The organism is Heyndrickxia camelliae (genome assembly GCF_002844575.1).
Classification (GTDB): domain Bacteria; phylum Bacillota; class Bacilli; order Bacillales; family Bacillaceae_C; genus Margalitia; species Margalitia camelliae.
The window spans coordinates 1-16,403 of the sequence record NZ_PIQO01000023.1; the positions used below are offsets into that span (position 1 = coordinate 1).

The 16,403-nt window shown below is 31.8% G+C and carries 17 protein-coding genes; 12 read left to right on the forward strand and 5 right to left on the reverse strand.

Features of this window, described 5'->3' with window-relative positions:
• Positions 1-134: 134 nt before the first annotated feature.
• From CWO92_RS20995 to CWO92_RS21025, 7 genes are all read left to right on the forward strand, one after another.
• The gene (locus CWO92_RS20995) at positions 135-449 is read left to right on the forward strand and encodes a hypothetical protein (protein WP_101356162.1); all 315 of its coding nucleotides are present in this window, start codon (positions 135-137) and stop codon (positions 447-449) included.
• 109 nt (positions 450-558) lie between these two features.
• On the forward strand, positions 559-852 hold the full coding sequence (locus CWO92_RS21000; protein WP_101356163.1) for a hypothetical protein: 294 nt from the start codon (positions 559-561) through the stop codon (positions 850-852).
• Between the two features lie 263 nt (positions 853-1,115).
• Positions 1,116-1,367, forward strand: a complete 252-nt coding sequence (locus CWO92_RS21005; protein ID WP_101356164.1) for a hypothetical protein — start codon at positions 1,116-1,118, stop codon at positions 1,365-1,367.
• Between the two features lie 289 nt (positions 1,368-1,656).
• The gene (locus CWO92_RS21010; RefSeq protein WP_101356165.1) at positions 1,657-1,938 is read left to right on the forward strand and encodes a hypothetical protein; all 282 of its coding nucleotides are present in this window, start codon (positions 1,657-1,659) and stop codon (positions 1,936-1,938) included.
• Between the two features lie 106 nt (positions 1,939-2,044).
• Positions 2,045-2,299 carry a hypothetical protein gene (locus CWO92_RS21015; RefSeq protein WP_101356166.1) on the forward strand — a complete coding sequence of 85 codons (255 nt, stop codon included), beginning with the start codon at positions 2,045-2,047 and terminating at the stop codon, positions 2,297-2,299.
• A gap of 398 nt (positions 2,300-2,697) precedes the next feature.
• Positions 2,698-3,555 (forward strand): DNA cytosine methyltransferase, encoded by an 858-nt coding sequence (locus tag CWO92_RS21020; RefSeq protein ID WP_101356167.1) that lies wholly within the window; start codon positions 2,698-2,700, stop codon positions 3,553-3,555.
• Between the two features lie 73 nt (positions 3,556-3,628).
• A complete protein-coding gene (locus tag CWO92_RS21025) occupies positions 3,629-4,066 on the forward strand; it encodes a hypothetical protein (RefSeq protein ID WP_101356168.1) in 438 nt (145 codons plus the stop codon).
• A 76-nt stretch (positions 4,067-4,142) separates the two neighbouring features.
• Here CWO92_RS21025 and CWO92_RS21030 read toward each other — a convergent pair whose 3' ends face one another.
• Entirely contained in the window at positions 4,143-4,427 is a 285-nt protein-coding gene (locus CWO92_RS21030) for an AbrB/MazE/SpoVT family DNA-binding domain-containing protein (protein WP_101356169.1), read from the reverse strand.
• A gap of 768 nt (positions 4,428-5,195) precedes the next feature.
• On the opposite strand from CWO92_RS21030, the gene CWO92_RS21035 reads away from it, so the two are divergent.
• From CWO92_RS21035 to CWO92_RS21045, 3 genes are all read left to right on the forward strand, one after another.
• A complete protein-coding gene (locus CWO92_RS21035) occupies positions 5,196-6,737 on the forward strand; it encodes a DNA cytosine methyltransferase (RefSeq protein WP_235851648.1) in 1,542 nt (513 codons plus the stop codon).
• 109 nt (positions 6,738-6,846) lie between these two features.
• On the forward strand, positions 6,847-7,308 hold the full coding sequence (locus tag CWO92_RS21040) for a hypothetical protein (RefSeq protein ID WP_101356170.1): 462 nt from the start codon (positions 6,847-6,849) through the stop codon (positions 7,306-7,308).
• Positions 7,309-7,374: 66 nt separating this feature from the next.
• The gene (locus tag CWO92_RS21045; protein ID WP_101356171.1) at positions 7,375-8,406 is read left to right on the forward strand and encodes a hypothetical protein; all 1,032 of its coding nucleotides are present in this window, start codon (positions 7,375-7,377) and stop codon (positions 8,404-8,406) included.
• A 256-nt stretch (positions 8,407-8,662) separates the two neighbouring features.
• On the opposite strand, the gene CWO92_RS21050 is transcribed toward CWO92_RS21045, so the two are convergent.
• Positions 8,663-9,202 (reverse strand): hypothetical protein, encoded by a 540-nt coding sequence (locus CWO92_RS21050; protein WP_101356172.1) that lies wholly within the window; start codon positions 9,200-9,202, stop codon positions 8,663-8,665.
• A gap of 347 nt (positions 9,203-9,549) precedes the next feature.
• On the opposite strand from CWO92_RS21050, the gene CWO92_RS21055 reads away from it, so the two are divergent.
• On the forward strand, positions 9,550-10,281 hold the full coding sequence (locus CWO92_RS21055) for a hypothetical protein (RefSeq protein WP_101356173.1): 732 nt from the start codon (positions 9,550-9,552) through the stop codon (positions 10,279-10,281).
• Between the two features lie 264 nt (positions 10,282-10,545).
• On the forward strand, positions 10,546-11,325 hold the full coding sequence (locus tag CWO92_RS21060) for a hypothetical protein (protein ID WP_101356174.1): 780 nt from the start codon (positions 10,546-10,548) through the stop codon (positions 11,323-11,325).
• Between the two features lie 72 nt (positions 11,326-11,397).
• On the opposite strand, the gene CWO92_RS21065 is transcribed toward CWO92_RS21060, so the two are convergent.
• The 3 genes from CWO92_RS21065 to CWO92_RS21075 form a co-directional block, all read right to left on the reverse strand.
• Positions 11,398-14,085: a LamG-like jellyroll fold domain-containing protein gene (locus CWO92_RS21065; RefSeq protein ID WP_165786736.1), complete on the reverse strand. Its 2,688-nt coding sequence runs from the start codon at positions 14,083-14,085 to the stop codon at positions 11,398-11,400.
• A gap of 83 nt (positions 14,086-14,168) precedes the next feature.
• Positions 14,169-15,215 (reverse strand): WxL protein peptidoglycan domain-containing protein, encoded by a 1,047-nt coding sequence (locus CWO92_RS21070; protein ID WP_101356176.1) that lies wholly within the window; start codon positions 15,213-15,215, stop codon positions 14,169-14,171.
• A gap of 70 nt (positions 15,216-15,285) precedes the next feature.
• Positions 15,286-15,939, reverse strand: a complete 654-nt coding sequence (locus tag CWO92_RS21075) for a WxL domain-containing protein (RefSeq protein WP_158176897.1) — start codon at positions 15,937-15,939, stop codon at positions 15,286-15,288.
• Between the last annotated feature and the right edge of the window lie 464 nt (positions 15,940-16,403).

Below are 16,403 nucleotides of genomic sequence, written 5' to 3' on the forward strand. Positions count from 1 at the left end.
TGCCGAACAAGTTAATCCTTCCCTTTAATAGGGGTCAGCCTAGTTTTAAAGATAATATTTAACCAAACTTATTGACTTGTATACATGTTTACGATATAATTAAGGTAGAGGTTAAGATAATCTAGGAGGTAATTATGAAAAGGTATTTAGATGAAACATTAAGATTTGAAGTAGATGAAAATTATCCTAATAAAGTTATTGATTACTATTCTCTTTCTTTAAAAGAAATAGAATCTATTTTACAAATTCGACCAGTTAATAAAAAAAGAATTGAAAATGATAAATTGATCCAATTTAATACGGTTGATACTTGGTTTGAAGTGAAAGGCGAATTGGATTACTTAAAGAATTTGGAGGACTATCATCGTTCAATATCAATAATGGGCTATGAAATAATAGATGGACATTTTATAAGGATTTACTATAAACAAAATATTTCATTTAGTTAAGGCGAACATGGAATAAATAAAAGTTTATATAAGTGTTGAGGGTAAAATGTTAAGCCAATCAAATTATTTTGATTGGCTTTTTCTAAAAAATATCTACGGGGGTTCTAAAATGAATAAGTTAGATTGTGAAAATAAGTTAAAAAAGGAAAATACTAATTGGAAGCAAACCGAACATGAGAGTTATTTTAGTTATCATATCATAGTTAGTTATTTTGGTGATCTAGAACCTAAATACCATGTATTGAAAAATGCTGATGGTGAAGGTTGGGTTATTGGTGTTTTTTATAGTTTTATAGGAGAGTATGTTCCTTTAGAAGAAGGTGAAAATCAATTAGTTTTTCCAACATCTAAAGAAGCTATGAACTATGTAGATATGGTAGAAAACACTAAGACCATTGAGTAAGATATAGACAAGGATAACATTAAATAGATATAGGAATGTTCTAAATGAATATATAGAACTAAACCAATCAAAACTATTGATTGGTTTTTTCTTTAAAAAAATACTTCTAAAATGGCAATTAATTATTGACTTGTATACATGTATACAAGTCAATAATTATAGAGGTTAAGAAATTGATAGGAGGAATTTAAATGTCAGTAATTACTATTGTAGCTTTATAAAAAAGATTGAACATTTTTTATAGTTGCGTAGGAGGGATAATCATGAACATTGGCGAATGGGTTTTAGCTGAAAATCAAGTCGGTTTTATCGTTTATAAAAACCATACTGAAACATCTATAAAGGTTAAATTTGGTTACAGAAACAGTAAGGTTTATACAAAAAACGACATATCTCCAATTAAATTTCAGTTAGACAATGATGCAATTCATAATCTTCAACTTTTAGCATTAGAAACTAATGATAAAAGTTGGTTTGAAGAATTAGGAAGATTAAAGACACATTGCATTTTATAAAAAAGATCGATCAAAACACTCTTCAATCCTTACTGAAACAAGTTAGTTTTTATAAAAAAGATTGATCAAAAAATACTATAAACATTGTTTAATCAACGTTTCACAAGAAATTAATCCCTTATTTCGATCAATCTTTTTTCAAAACGGTGCAACTTTTTTATAAACGATCAAACTTTATTTTAAAACAACAACTATTAACAATGAAACCTACGTTAAAGTATTTAATACGCTATTTATGAATCAAAACTACATTATTAATCAGATAAAAGAGGCTTTAGGATCTAAAAAATTGAAAGAAGATATTCAAAAGCTACATACAGCAAATTATGAAAGTTATGCTCGTTTGTATAAAATACCTCACTTTCAATATGAACCACTTGTTATAAAGGATAATGATTATTCTCGTTTCGATAATCTTTGTCAGCTTCTCAAATCTTTAGAATGTATCCGATATAACATTGAATTAGGTCCAAAAGAATTCGATTATACCTTTATAGAAAAAACGATTCAAGTGGTTAAAAATGCAATAATTGAAAGTTTACCAGAATATGAAAAAGCTATATGGGGGTAAATTGGATAGGGGATAAAATTTCCCCTATTCTCATTAAAAAAGAAACCTTAATCTAACTATAGATGACTAGTAAACGTGTTTTCTTTTCAATATGGAGGAATTGGAAATGGCATATAAATGGGAAAAAGATACTTTGCAAAAATATGGAGAAGAAGCTACTCAAAATTTAATTAAGCAACAACAAAAATATGAAGCAATGAAAAAGGATAATGACTGTAACTATTGTGGAAAAGGAAATGAGGGCGCAATTATTGAGGGGAAAGATGGTAAACCTTATATTTTGCATCTTGGGTTGTGGAGCAATGGAAGATGTCATTATTGTGGTAAATATACAGCTGAATGGCTGAATAACAAAAAGTGAAGGATATTATGAGAAGTTACAAGCTGATAGCTTCTCATAATGTTTGCTATATATTTCAGAACGTTAGTGATAAGACCTATTTGGGGTTCCGCCAACCAAATGACATAAAACCCACGTTAAGACATTTCTTGGAAGTGAAAACCTTGATTTTTGTACGCTAAGGATTGTAACTAAAATGAACGTTTTTGTTGCAACATTGGTTCCAAGAAGCGTTAGCCTTAATTTAGTCAATTTAGCTGTAACAAAATACTGTATCAAAAATAATCCGTAACATTATTTCAAATAATCCTTTTTGTTACGCTAGTAAACCCTTTTACATCAAGCTTTTTTCCTTAGCGTGGGTTTTATGTTAGTACGTTGGCTGTACCCCTATTTAGAGCAACAATGGAGGATAACCTATGATTACAGCAAAAAGTTATTTTAGTGGTGCTGGTGGAATGGATTTAGGAATGTTAGAAGCCGGAATTGATATACTTGAATCTTTTGAGATTGATAAAACAGCATGTGAAACATTGAGGATGAATTTTAATCACCAAGTAAATGAGTCAGATATTACTAAAATCACAGTTTTAGACCAACAAGACGCTGATGTATATATAGGAACATTTCCTTGTACAAAATACAGTCGTATAGCTGATATACATGGAACAAGGACCGGTGATGATTTATTCCTTCATTTTTTCCGACACGTTGCACTGGCTCAACCAGAAATGTATATCGTGGAAAATGTTCCTGGAATGAGAAAATTTCAAGTTGTTATGGAGTGCCTTACTAAATTACCTAATTACTATGTGAGGGTTGAATGTCCTGTAAATGCTAATATGTGGCTTCCGCAAGAAAGAAAAAGACTCATAGTTATTGGAACGAAAAAACCGTTTACTAACTTGAGATATCCAGAAAGTAAGCCAATAAGCATGAGAGATATTATTGAAGTTGGTACTGAAGTATATACTCCTGATTACGTCCAAAGGCGATTGAATGGAGCGTATAGAGATAAACCAATCATAACTAATCTAGACGGTATTGCCCCGACTTGTGTAGCTCATTATGCAAAAGACAGATCTACAAGATTAATAGATGATGGTGTATCCATTAGACCTTATTCAGTCAGAGAATATGCAAGGTTACAAGGTTTTCCCGATTGGTTTAAATTTGCTGGAACTGATAATGATGCATATAGACAAATTGGTAATGCTGTACCCCGACATATGGGGCAATGGATTGGAAATGAAATCAAGCGATATTTTGCTGCATAGCTGAAAGTATTATCACATTGGCAACCATTATTAACAGTATTGTTTTAGTAAATAGAAAGGGGCTTTTGGATAAATGGTTAATTATGCACAGTTTTATCATGAAGAAGTATCTGCTTTATTTGTTGAACGGTTAAAAGATAATGGGTTTGGGTACTTATCCCGAAACCCATTAACATCCTCATTTGTACAAGCTTTGAAGAATTTTCACCTGTTAAACAGTTTAACCCAAGAGGAACAAGAAGAGATTGAATGGGGAATCCGTCACGCTGTAATAGACGCTTCAGAAACAGTATTAATTAAGCATTTAGTAGAAATCAGATATATGAGAGAAGGGGAAGAAGAGAAAAACGAGCGTTTTTTAAATTCATTATCTTATTGCAGTATTGACATAGAGGAATCGGAAAATCGTGTATCCTTAGAACTAAGAAGTCTTACAAATTTCAATATTTCACTTTCGGTTAGTACTTTTTTAAACCTTAAAAATTTGGAAAATGACTTGAAAGAAGTTTAAAAAATAGTGTTAGAACCTTTCTAAATGATTGGTAAAGTATATAGAATTAAACTAAAAAACTAGCAATGCTAGTTTTTTAGTTTTCTTTATTAAAATGGCTCTTTAATTCTAATAATAACTCTTTAGCAATCTCTTGATTAATGACTATTTTACCTCTGCTAAAGTGAAAATTATTAGGAAGTATGTCCCCTGTGAAAATACATGCTTGTTCCTTGCGGAATTTACGAAGAATAATTGTATCCTCATTTGTGAAGATTTCCAGTTTATCATTCTCATTAATTTCATATACCTTTCTAAGCTCACTTGGTAAAACAATCCTCCCCAAAGGATCTACTTTTCTAGTAACTCCGGTTGCTCTCAATTAGATACACTTCCCTTCCATTTTTATAAATAATTGGTTATTAACTCAAAAATATCATAATATTCCCTCTATTAAAAGGGGTAAAAGAATAAATACAAGGGACGGTATCTCCACGAAAAAGAGCCGGGCGGAATCGTCAAGGGTGTTCTCGAATTATGGCCAACGGCTACTAGGCTAAGTGTCGTTTGTTTTTGCTTCTTCAGTCGACCAAAAGGAACCGTAATGTGCAATAGAGGTAGGAGGCACATAAACGGTTCCTAATGGTCTTCCATCAAAGCAAAACCAACTCCACTAAAGCCAGGATCCGTAGGGCAAATTCTGCGGTGCATCCCTTGACGATTCCGCAAGCCCCCTTAAAAACCATTTTAAGGGGGCATACCAGCTTTTTTCGCTTGCGAAGTACAAAGACATTAAAAGCATATTAAGACCTTGCCTTTTTGAAAAAAGGCAACCCCAAAAACTTTTCGGAATCGAACTCCCCTACCCCTCAATCCTTGAGGGGATCCCTCGCCGGGTGGCAGGAACAAACGGTTGTTTGTTCAATGCCAAGAGGGTTTGGGACAGAGAATTTGTCAACTCCTTAATTCTCGGTCGGAAAAAACGCCTCCCTGCGATTACCGTTGACAAATGCCGAACAAGTTAATCCTTCCCTTTAATAGTGGTCAGCCTAGTTTTAAAGATAATATTTAACTAAACATCTTGACTTGTGTACATGTTTACGATATAATTATTATAGAGGTTAAGAAATATCTTTTTGGAGGTTTTAGGATGAAATTGATCAAATCGAGAATTGCCAAAAAATCAAATAGAGGTTTATATCTTCAAGATAAAGAGTTAAGAAATACTGTCTTTAAACCAGGAACAAATTTTAAATATGTTGTTGATATACAGAATAGAAAAATTATCATATTGCCTTCCGATAGCAAAGGTAATACAGTATCCAAACGTAAAATAAAAGACAGTATTAAGCCAGTTATCGATATTCGAAGTAAAGATATATTATCTTTACTTAAAAACTCTTCTTATCTTCAGGTAAGTATATATGGGGAGCACATTGTTGTAGGAGTTTTTGAAAACGATAATAATACAGCATGTGAACACGTTCAGAAATTACAAGGAACTATAAAGAAAAAGATTGGCCAAATCTTCAAAATACAGGATTTTAGAAAGACCAAACCAAAAGTAACTTTTCAATTCTCAAAGACGGAATTGGAAAACGTTGTTGGGCAAACTACTTCTTTTCAGCAATTAAATATCTTTGATTTTCTTCCAAATCAAGAAACTAAAACAGCCCATGTATATGATTTACATAATGCATTATCGGAAATTAGCATTCCGTTAAAAGTCGTATCTTTATTTTCCGGAGCCGGACTCCTGGATTTTGCTTTCATGCAGAGTGGTTTTGATGTGATATTTGCACTTGAAAAAGATGCAGAGATAGCAAAAACATATAGACATAATATAGGGGATATTGAAGTAGCTGACATTAAAACTTTTGATAAAAGTAAGCTTCCCTATGCACCGATTGTAATAGGTGGAAGCCCTTGTAAGGGATTTTCTAATTCCAATCGTTACACTAACTTTTTAGACAATCCTAACAATTTACTAGTGAAAGAGTATATTAAATCGGTTAAACAAATAAAACCCTATGTATTTGTATTAGAGAATGTACCGCAGATTTTAACAGCTGGTGAAGGTCAGTTTATTAAAGAAATTGAACAAGAACTTTCAAATTATCAAATTACAAAGGGGGTTGTCTCTTCCGCAGATTATGGAGATCCGCAAGATAGGAAGAGGGCATTTATCATAGGAAGTCGATTAGGAGCTCCTATATCTTTACCTAATGCAATCTTGCCTAAGAATCTGTTTCAAACGGTGAGAAATGCTTTTAAGGGGCTTAATAGTTCTGTTCCAAATCAAAATGATGTGTCTAAACCAAAGTCGATAACATTAGAAAGAATAATGCATGTTAAGCCAGGAGGGAATGTTTTCGATATTCCAGAGTCCATTCGGCCAAAAGGACAGCATAGTGACATGTATAAGCGTTTAGAATGGGATAAGCCATCCGTAACCATTGTAAACCCTCGAAAAGCAATGCTTTTACATCCAGAAGAAAATCGCATATTGTCCATTCGAGAGTGTTGCCGATTGTTTAGTTTACCAGATCATTTTGTCTTTAAAGGTAGGCTTTCAGCGATGCAAGAAGCGATTGCGAACGGTGTTCCTATAAAAATGGGAACAGCACTTGCGAAGCAAATTAAAAGTGCTATTACACAATTCAATCTTAGAAATCGACTTGTGACCACATAAAAAGGGGCATTTGCCCCTTTAATAAAAGACAATTAATTAAATTGACTTGTGTACAGGTTTACGATATAATATATTTAGAGGTTAAGTTACAATTTAGGGGGTAATGGTAATGCCAAAATGTCCATACTGTTATTCTAACATAAAACAAAATAATCAAAACTTTTATTGCTCCTTTTGTAATATGAATGTTGAGATAAAGAATAGAAAAAGTTCTTATTTTTTAAGGGGATCTGTTGATTGGGTTGACGCAAACAAATCTACAAAAGATTTAATGGAATACCATACATTTGATTTGTTATTGTTGCTGCGTTTTTGTAGACAAGAAAGAAGAAGTACGTATAATTTAATGTCTTTTGTTGGCCGTTTTAGGTTCGAAAATAAAGAAAATGCAGAAAGTTATAAGGAAGCTTACCGTCAATATGATTATTGGACTAAAAAAGTGCGAATCGCAGAAAGTTTGATAAAGTCTAGAATTGGAACTATACCGAAAGCAGTTACAAATCAATTAATAGAGAAATATTATTTGTTATTCCAGGATTTAAACGATGAAAATGAAAGAAAATATGCTTAATACTGGGAATATTATGTGTAAATTATTAATGATTTTATCTTAATTCATTAGGAATGAGGGTTTTATATGGAACAAGAATTGAATAAACAAACTCAAAAAAGATATCTCTTAAATCCCAAAACATACAGGCTAAGTTTTCCCTTTTATGTTGCATTTGAAGCTTGTATTGATATTTATGGTAACGAAAAAAGAGAGCTGTTTAATACTTTCTTAGACAACCAAAATGATTTAGATTCAAGGAAAATTAAAGAACTACCTATATTGACCCAACATAATTTAACTGAAACAATGATTGATGGACTAAAGAGTTTAAATCTTCCTTTTCGGGACGCTACTTATCTAAAAAATGAACCAAAAGTAAAAGCGTTACTTAAGTATGTAAATGAAGAATCCGAAGTAAAACATTTAAGCATGTTAAAGTCGCTAAGAATACTACCTAGTTATCAGGATTTCATTAATGATTATGCTGGTAATAATAATATTGGCGAAGTGTTAGAACTTGCGATTGCTTTGTTTATAAATGAGACATCTGACTATGAATATGCATTAATTGAAACTGTCTTTAAGAGGTTGGTAACTAAAGAGAAGGAAGAACAAATGAATAAAAGTGATTTAAAATTTAAAACCTATCGATTCGACATTACATTTCAGGTTTTACTTGAGGTCCTTTTAGAATTACATGGTGATCAGAGAAAACGTATCGATTTGTTAAAAGCTTTGGACGGGAAGGTCACCTTAGAGTCATTAAATAAATATCCAGAATATAGTACAAGTGAATTTGTAGAATTAATCCTGGACCAATTAAAGGACGAAGGAACTTCAGCTAATGAATTTTCTTTTGTGATGAATGATTCGAGAGTAAATTTACTTAAACATTTTGTACAAAAAAAATTAAAAACTAAAAGTTCAAGAGGGCGAAAAAATTTAAAATTGTCACCGGAATACGATGAATATATAAAAGCTTTTTCTAATAATGTCGGTGATGCTATTGAATATGCATTAGCTTTCTATATAGGGAAATTAGAGAATGAGGATTTTGATATAATTCAATCATTATTTGAACAAGTTGCTTTATCTAAGTTTGAACGTAAAAATTAAGCTTTTTCTTTCGACTTACACTACAGTTAAATAAAATAAAAAAGCCGGTTTTCACCGACTTTTATTAGAGGTTAAGAAAACCTTTTAGGAGTTTTCTTGAATTGATTATATAAAAAAGTTTTTAATGTGTAAAGATTAATCTCTAGCATAAACGACATTAGAAAATAGTTAAAAGACAGGGGAATCCCCCTGTCTTTTCTCTCTATATATAGTGGGGTTAAAACCTTTAAAGTAAAAAGACTTACCAATAGGATGTTTACATATTCAATAGTGGTTTGATTATAGTAATCACCCTACTTAATAATGACTTTTGAGCTTCTGTACTCTGATTAACTAATGTGGTCTGGTCTTTAATATTTGCTTTTTGTAATTCCAACTCTTGAATTTTAAGTTTAGATTTCATTTCAAGATCCTTTTTTTGAAGTTCAAATTGTTGGTCCGATATTTTAATTTGATCCCCAATGTGAATTCTATCTAAATCTGTTTTTGCTTTACTCTTTGCATCTTCTAAACGTTTCTTTTCGGCTACTTGAACTTTATTGATACGGTTTAATTCAATATTATAATTATTTTTTTCATCCGTTTCACGTTTATTTAAATTAGTTAATGTATTGTTGAGACTCGTTTTACTAGCTGAAGTAGTTTTATCCAAATGACTTGTATATTCTGCATTAAAGTCTTTAACTTGCTTATAAACTTGACCTGGTTTAATACTAGTTGCAGCCAATGCACTAGGTACCAAAATAAATGATGATACACCTAAAATCACAAAGGATTTTAAAATTTTTCTTTTCATAAGAGCCCCTCCAAAAAATTAAATTTAATTCTACATATTGTATCTTTTAATTCAACCCCCACGACTGTATTATAATTTACACATATTCCTTTTGTCTACAAAGAATGGGTTTTATTCAAGCTTATATATGATGGACTGAATATCCTTACGGTGTATTTATGTTATAATTGAATCATAGTATAATTTATATGGAGTTATTATTGGGATTAAAAAAGATATAATCGATTTACAGAATACAAAAGATGAATAGTAAAGCAAAGGTATGTTTACAAAATTAAATTTACAACAATATTACGTAAACTAAGATTGCGATTAAGATAAAGAATAAAAGGAAAAGGTGTTAACAAATGGAGCTTTGTTCTTATAATATCCCTTCAATGTTAATTAAAGATTTTAAGAAAGTTATTCCTCCATATAAAGGAAAAAAAATATTCAGATCCTACTTATTAAATGAATATTCTTTACCATCTTCATTAGACGATTTTCAAAAAGAAATTGTTGATCCTGAAGTTCATCCATTCCGAATGTCAAAAGAAGAAATAAATAAAATCGACTTACTTTTACGTAATGCTGAAAAAATAGGATATAGCATTAGTAAATCGGCATTAATGCGTGATATTTTGACTTGTCTAGTTGACCAATACCGTAATAAGCCTATTGAAGTTAGCGAACAAAAAAAACAAAGATTTTATATTCCTAAAGGAAGTAAAAAAAGAATTAGTAACTTAATTAGTAATAGAAACCTTACATTTGAACTATCTAATTTTATTGTAGATCAGTATATTCCTTCTGGTAGCTTTTCATCGATGCGAAACCAGGAGCAAGAAGATTTTACTTTCAAGACTGACATGTATGTATTTGAAGTACTAGATGAAATTGCAAAGAGTTATGGATTTAAAAAAGGTGGACGGGCAAAGGTTTTTAGAGATGCTATTCAAGAATTCGAAAAAAATCTTGTTCAAAACTCCCCCAAAAAAAATATTTTGAAACAGGAATTACAAAATATTTTAGAACAGTATAAGGAAATAGAAGAACCCGAAGTCATAAAAGAATCATTAAAAAAGTATCTAACAAAATAATAGTAAAGAAATAATTTCCTGCATAAAAAACAGGAAATTATTTCTTTACCTTTATGATGTATATATGTTATAATTACATCATAAAGGTAAGGAGGTAAAAGTTAAAGGAGATGAATCTATGAATTGATAAAAATTATTGCAAATAGGTATTTTGAAGGGTATCTTTATTATAGGAAATGTAAAAAATATGAAACTTACGTACCTAAGAACTTACAATATTTAGTCTCAATATTAAACTATTATTGAAAAAGGGTGGAAAAATATATGAAAAAAATCAAGTTAATTACTAGTGCAGTACTATCTTTAGGGGTACTTTCATCGTCAATTTTTTACTTTAACGGAAATAGTGCAGAAGCAGAGGCAAGTACAAATTCTAAATCTGCAAAGACACAAACTGTAACAACTAATAAACAAAAACAAACATCTGTTAAGACTATTACAACTGCTAGTACTTCACCAAAAAAAGAAGTTTCACAACTAAAAACGGAAAAGAAACCAACATCTACACCTAAAACTACTTTATCCTTAAAAGTTGAAAACAAAGGAACAAACCAACCTGTACAGAATAAACAAACTGTGCAAAGTGCAAAATCGGTAACTACTGTTAAAGCTGTACATAAAACAGCAACCGTTTCTACTAAACCGGTTGCTGCTACTGTGAAAACTGCAAATAGAGATAACACTAAGGTACAAACAACATCCAATACAGCAAAACCTAAAATTATAACTCAATCACCATCTACACCAAAAGTAGTTTCTAAGCCGTCTAGTAATACATTTACTAAATTAACAATAGAAAGTAAATTTTATGTTATGTCGCAACAAGATAGCGATACGAAAACAGGTTACGTTGCATTAGTAGGTGAGGTTGGTAAAAATAAGAACCAATTTCCTAGATACTACGAATATAATAAAGATGGCTACCAAGGAACTCTAAGCATTACCCAAGTCTATTTAACACCTGATACTCAAAATGAGACTGACCCTGCAAAGCAAAAATTCTATTCTTACTACCAAGGAACCATTAAAAAAGTTGTTAAATAGTTAAATAATAGTTCATCAAAACTTTAAAAAAAGAAACAAGCATGAAACTTGTTTCTTTTTTTATTCCATTATTTAATTGCCCGATTCTACAGTCCACGTTATCTTTGTTGAATATTCTAATGCCGATTTATCAATATTACTGAATCCATACTTAGGATCAATATTTATTTCTAATACATTAGAAGGGAAACTAATTTCGTAAATACCATATCCAGTATCTGTAGAATCTGCACTTATTATTATTGCTCCATTAGTATTATCAATAAACTGATTAGAACTTGTAATTGTAGGTGAACCTTTCATCAATCCTTTTGTTTGGTTAATACTTATGACTGGCTTTATATCTATAGAATTTGAAGGGAAAGTTCTTAATCCATCTGCACTTTTAAAGTTTGTTGCTTTTACTCTAATCTTCCAACCATCCCTTGTTTTCCTAGTATCTTTAACGATTAATTTTTGGCCAAATGAACCGTATATTTTTTGAGTTTTACCATTTAGAACTACATTAGAAATATTTATATTGGATGGTACTGATTCTAAAGATAAACTACCAACTAAAGTAGTGATTGTTTTTGTTGCCGAAACTCCTTCCCCATGTGTAAATATAGGGGTAATGGAATAATTATAGTTAGTTTCTGAAGCAAGAGCATTTTCTATATAACTTGTATTTGTCCCCTTATATACTTGGGAACCATCTCTCTGTAATAAATATGAAGTAGACCCACTAACACTTGACCAATTTAATGTGGCACCAAGATCATCCACATTTGATGCTGACATTGTTATTGTCGGACTAAAACCTTTCCCAATAGCATCATTTTGATAGTTTGATATATCATAGGACTTTCCAGTTGTATTACTATCGAATATCCAGGCTCCCACAAGTCCACTTGTACTATAGCTTTGATTAGAAGCGTTGCTAATTTCTGTGCTTGAGAGAACTCTATTCCATATTCTAACGTTTTCAATTTGACCTTTAAAAAAGTATGAAGGTGAAGTTGCTCCAGGTTCTGCCCCCACATTCCAATCCATATTAGGATACGCAATAGTTCCTGTAACACTTTTACTTGAAACAAAATCTCCGTTCAAATACATATTGATGGTTGACCCATTATATGTCATCATTATATAATTCCATTTGTTTAAGCCAATAAGATTTATAGGTATATCTACTGTTTGATACGCCCCATTTATATAGACATAAGTTCTAGCAAAGTTTGGCTGAAGTGTTATTGCGATACCTCCACCTTCCGTATCAGAGAGAAGATTTTGCCTACTGTCAATACTTGTGCTAGTTGGCTTGAACATTATGCCTATCGATATATTTTTACTAATTTTATACTGAGAGCTGTTACTTATATTGAAATATTGATCAACCCCATTTAAATTTATACCTGCATTTGTCGTTAAGGAAGGGTTGGTACCAGAATATTGATTATAATTTATGGTAACTTTATATTGATATCTTGTTTCATAAGTTCTAGTATCAACTGCGGGCTTTGTCACTGTACCACTATAAGTTTTAGTCCAAACTCTCGTATCAACTGCAGGCTTGGTTACTGTACCACTATAAGTTTTAGTCCAAACCCTAGTATCCGATGCAGGCTTGGTTACTGTACCCTCATAGTACATTACATCCACGTTACACGTACCACAAAAAAAATATTTAGTAAGTGTGCCTGAATATCCACCACTATTATAATTTACTGTCGAAGGAAATGCATTTGGACCTGAACCTTTAGGTTTTTCAAGAGGATAGTCTGTAATAGTCTTACTATCAGCTGGTGTATAAGTACCTGATGTAACTGTTGCTGTTCCACCAGTTAAGGTACCTGTATAACCTCCACTATTATAAGAAATTGATGAAGGTAACGAACTTGAACTACCCCCAGGGCTTGTACTTCTTGTATCAGTCACCGTTTTACTATCAGCTGGTGTATAAGTACCTGATGTAACTGTTGCCGTTCCACCAGTTAAGGTACCTGTATAACCTCCACTATTATAAGAAATTGATGAAGGTAACGAACTTGAACTACCCCCAGGGCTTGTACTTCTTGTATCAGTTACCGTTTTACTATCAGCTGGTGTATAAGTACCTGATGTAACTGTTGCCGTTCCACCAGTTAAGGTACCTGTATAACCTCCACTATTATAAGAAATTGATGAAGGTAACGAACTTGAACTACCCCCAGGGCTTGTACTTCTTGTATCAGTTACCGTTTTACTATCAGCTGGTGTATAAGTACCTGATGTAACTGTTGCCGTTCCACCAGTTAAGGTACCTGTATAACCTCCACTATTATAAGAAATTGATGAAGGTAACGAACTTGAACTACCCCCAGGGCTTGTACTTCTTGTATCAGTTACCGTTTTACTATCAGCTGGTGTATAAGTACCTGATGTAACTGTTGCCGTTCCACCAGTTAAGGTACCTGTATAACCTCCACTATTATAAGAAATTGATGAAGGTAACGAACTTGAACTACCCCCAGGGCTTGTACTTCTTGTATCAGTTACCGTTTTACTATCAGCTGGTGTATAAGTACCTCCTGTCTGCACTTGATACCCTGTGCCTTTGGAAAGGTTTAAAGTAATATCATTTCCATCGACGCTGTATGTTACGTTTCCATTGTCAACCGTAACACTATTAACTTGACTTAAATTAGAAATTGTAACTCTTTGTGTTTGATTTTGATTTGTACTTTCTGCGAACGTATATGGTGTTGATAGTGTTTTAGCAAACGTGGGGTGTCCATACAAATAAAATAGGTTGCCTAATAATACTAAACAAACTATAGTTTTTATAACCTTTTTCATTTTTTATTGATACACCATCCTTTAATTTAAGCAGCTCTTTTATTATTTTCTTCTTCTTTTCTCCTTTTTGTTCCAAATAGGTATGCGCAATAGACTATTCCAACTATGATTAAGATAACTACAAAATACGCATAAAATGGAATACTACTTATTGGTGTCACTACTTTTTCTCCACTTTGTTTTGATAAAGTACTTAAATTATGTTTGGTTACACTAAAATCTTGAGAAATTCCCTCACTTTGTGGAGTAGGTTTAATCTTTAAATGATATTTTCCTTGTGTGATCTCATCTGCATTCCAGGGAATCTGCATTTTTACTTGAGTTTTCGGAGCCACATTAAAACTAGGAATCTCTCCAGAAAAAATCATTTTTCCTTTTTTACTGATTTCATAATTGATTTGTACATTTTGAAAAATGGATGCATTTTTATTTTCTAGGTTAAATGCTACATTAACTCTGTTGCCTAAGTTCTCGCTTTCAACTTTGCTAATTTTAAGAGGAACAGTTTTTATTTCCTTTGATAGATTTAGTTTAATAGCAATTGTTCTGTCAATACTTACTTTGGCACTGTAGCCTTGGCCATTACTGTTTGAATGGACGGTTTTTGAATGAAATATTATACCACCTAATAACGTTCCTTGATCTATTGATGGAACATGTATTGTAATGGGAATGCGCTTATTCTCATAAGCCTTTAAGTTCACTTCTTTTGGAATATTAATTTTGTTATCCATATAAAACATTGAATCAATCAGTTGAGAGTAATCATCTTTTCTTTTATTTGTATAATTTATTCCACCTGAAGGAGAGTTAAGAGCGTTTGCTTGAGACATTTCTACGGTAATAGGTTTTGAAGTATTATTTTTTAAATTAATATATACTGTTTGATGTTGCTTTGGTTTAACATTTAAACTAAAGATACTTTCTATTCCCTTTTCTTGATTTTTAGGTAATTCTAGTGATACAGAGAAATCTAAATTCTTCGTCTTAATATCGTTTGTTTTAGCACTTGCGGTATTAATTGAAAATATAAACAACATTATACTTGTAAGAAATAGCAATATTTTTTTCATTTATCCCACCCTAAAAATTCAAAGGTAGATACAATTATGCATCTACCTCCTTTTTTGTGTTTATAGCTTATTAAGGTCCACTAATAATCGTATACGTTATAGTAGTTTGATAAGGAGTTGCTCCTGTTGGATAATTCGTTTTATCGACCATTACAGTATTTGGATTTAAATTAAGAGATAAACCATTCGTAGGAAAACTAACGTCAAATTTTCCTAATCCTTCTCCTTTGTTAGCTGTTACAATCGTTGTTGCGGAACCATTATCAATAATCCAAGATGTTCCATTGAATTTAGGCGCCGTTGCAGTCGTTCCTGAATTTGCTGATATAGAACCACCAGCACTTGTTAAAGTTAAAAGGCCTTTTGGTAAAACGTTTGCTGTGGTTCCAGTAGCAAAACCACCACTAGGTGCTTTTTCAGTAAGTTGTGTTGCTTGAACAGTAACTCTATAGCCCTCACCTGTTCCTGTTGCATCTGTAATTGACAAGGTTCCTGGATTTGCATTAGCCGTTTGAACAGATCCGTTTAAATTAACTGCAGAAAAAGATGCACTTGCAGGAGCGACTAAATCTAAATCCCCTCCTGAAATAGAACCAGAAACAATTGTTGTTCCAGTGGTTGCAGCAAATGCATGTCCACCATTACCCTCAAACAACAAAGCTCCCCCTAATAATCCCAAAAAAGCTGCACCAAGTAATTTTTTCTTTAATTTCTTTACATTCATTTTCCTATATTTCATCCTTTCTATTAAAAAGTACTACAGATTCACCTAAATTCTTTTGTAGCTTTTTTCAAAAAGATCCGGTTCACATGAATAAAACTCTCCATTTAAATTTTTTATGACGTAATCACCCACATTTACAGCCTTAATTCCATCTGGAGTATGTATGCACAAATCCTCTTGGTGAAAAAAGTAATCTCCTGTATCACAATTTGGTAGAAGGCTATATATCTCATCTTTGTTTTTTCCATTTCAACAACTTCAGTCTTCTTTTGATACTTGTGCATTAATTTCACCTCACAATCGTTGTATAATTTAATTCTACTTTTCTATTTAAAAATACTATAAAATAAAATTTAATTCAACATTTTTCTAATAATATAAATATCGACATAATAACAGCATCATTGAAAAGAGTGTTCTACAAAAGAATATTTGATTTCATTTAAAAAGCGATCTCAAAATTC

Excerpts from the sequence above, each read along its gene's own strand:
- CWO92_RS20995 (WP_101356162.1), top strand. The coding sequence starts at position 135 with ATGAAAAGGTATTTAGATGAAACATTAAGATTTGAAGTAGATGAAAAT.
- CWO92_RS21000 (WP_101356163.1), top strand. The coding sequence starts at position 559 with ATGAATAAGTTAGATTGTGAAAATAAGTTAAAAAAGGAAAATACTAAT.
- CWO92_RS21005 (WP_101356164.1), top strand. The coding sequence starts at position 1,116 with ATGAACATTGGCGAATGGGTTTTAGCTGAAAATCAAGTCGGTTTTATC.
- CWO92_RS21015 (WP_101356166.1), top strand. The coding sequence starts at position 2,045 with ATGGCATATAAATGGGAAAAAGATACTTTGCAAAAATATGGAGAAGAA.
- CWO92_RS21020 (WP_101356167.1), top strand. The coding sequence starts at position 2,698 with ATGATTACAGCAAAAAGTTATTTTAGTGGTGCTGGTGGAATGGATTTA.
- CWO92_RS21025 (WP_101356168.1), top strand. The coding sequence starts at position 3,629 with ATGGTTAATTATGCACAGTTTTATCATGAAGAAGTATCTGCTTTATTT.
- CWO92_RS21035 (WP_235851648.1), top strand. The coding sequence starts at position 5,196 with ATGAAATTGATCAAATCGAGAATTGCCAAAAAATCAAATAGAGGTTTA.
- CWO92_RS21040 (WP_101356170.1), top strand. The coding sequence starts at position 6,847 with ATGCCAAAATGTCCATACTGTTATTCTAACATAAAACAAAATAATCAA.
- CWO92_RS21045 (WP_101356171.1), top strand. The coding sequence starts at position 7,375 with ATGGAACAAGAATTGAATAAACAAACTCAAAAAAGATATCTCTTAAAT.
- CWO92_RS21050 (WP_101356172.1), bottom strand. The coding sequence starts at position 9,202 with ATGAAAAGAAAAATTTTAAAATCCTTTGTGATTTTAGGTGTATCATCA.
- CWO92_RS21055 (WP_101356173.1), top strand. The coding sequence starts at position 9,550 with ATGGAGCTTTGTTCTTATAATATCCCTTCAATGTTAATTAAAGATTTT.
- CWO92_RS21060 (WP_101356174.1), top strand. The coding sequence starts at position 10,546 with ATGAAAAAAATCAAGTTAATTACTAGTGCAGTACTATCTTTAGGGGTA.
- CWO92_RS21070 (WP_101356176.1), bottom strand. The coding sequence starts at position 15,215 with ATGAAAAAAATATTGCTATTTCTTACAAGTATAATGTTGTTTATATTT.
- CWO92_RS21075 (WP_158176897.1), bottom strand. The coding sequence starts at position 15,939 with ATGAATGTAAAGAAATTAAAGAAAAAATTACTTGGTGCAGCTTTTTTG.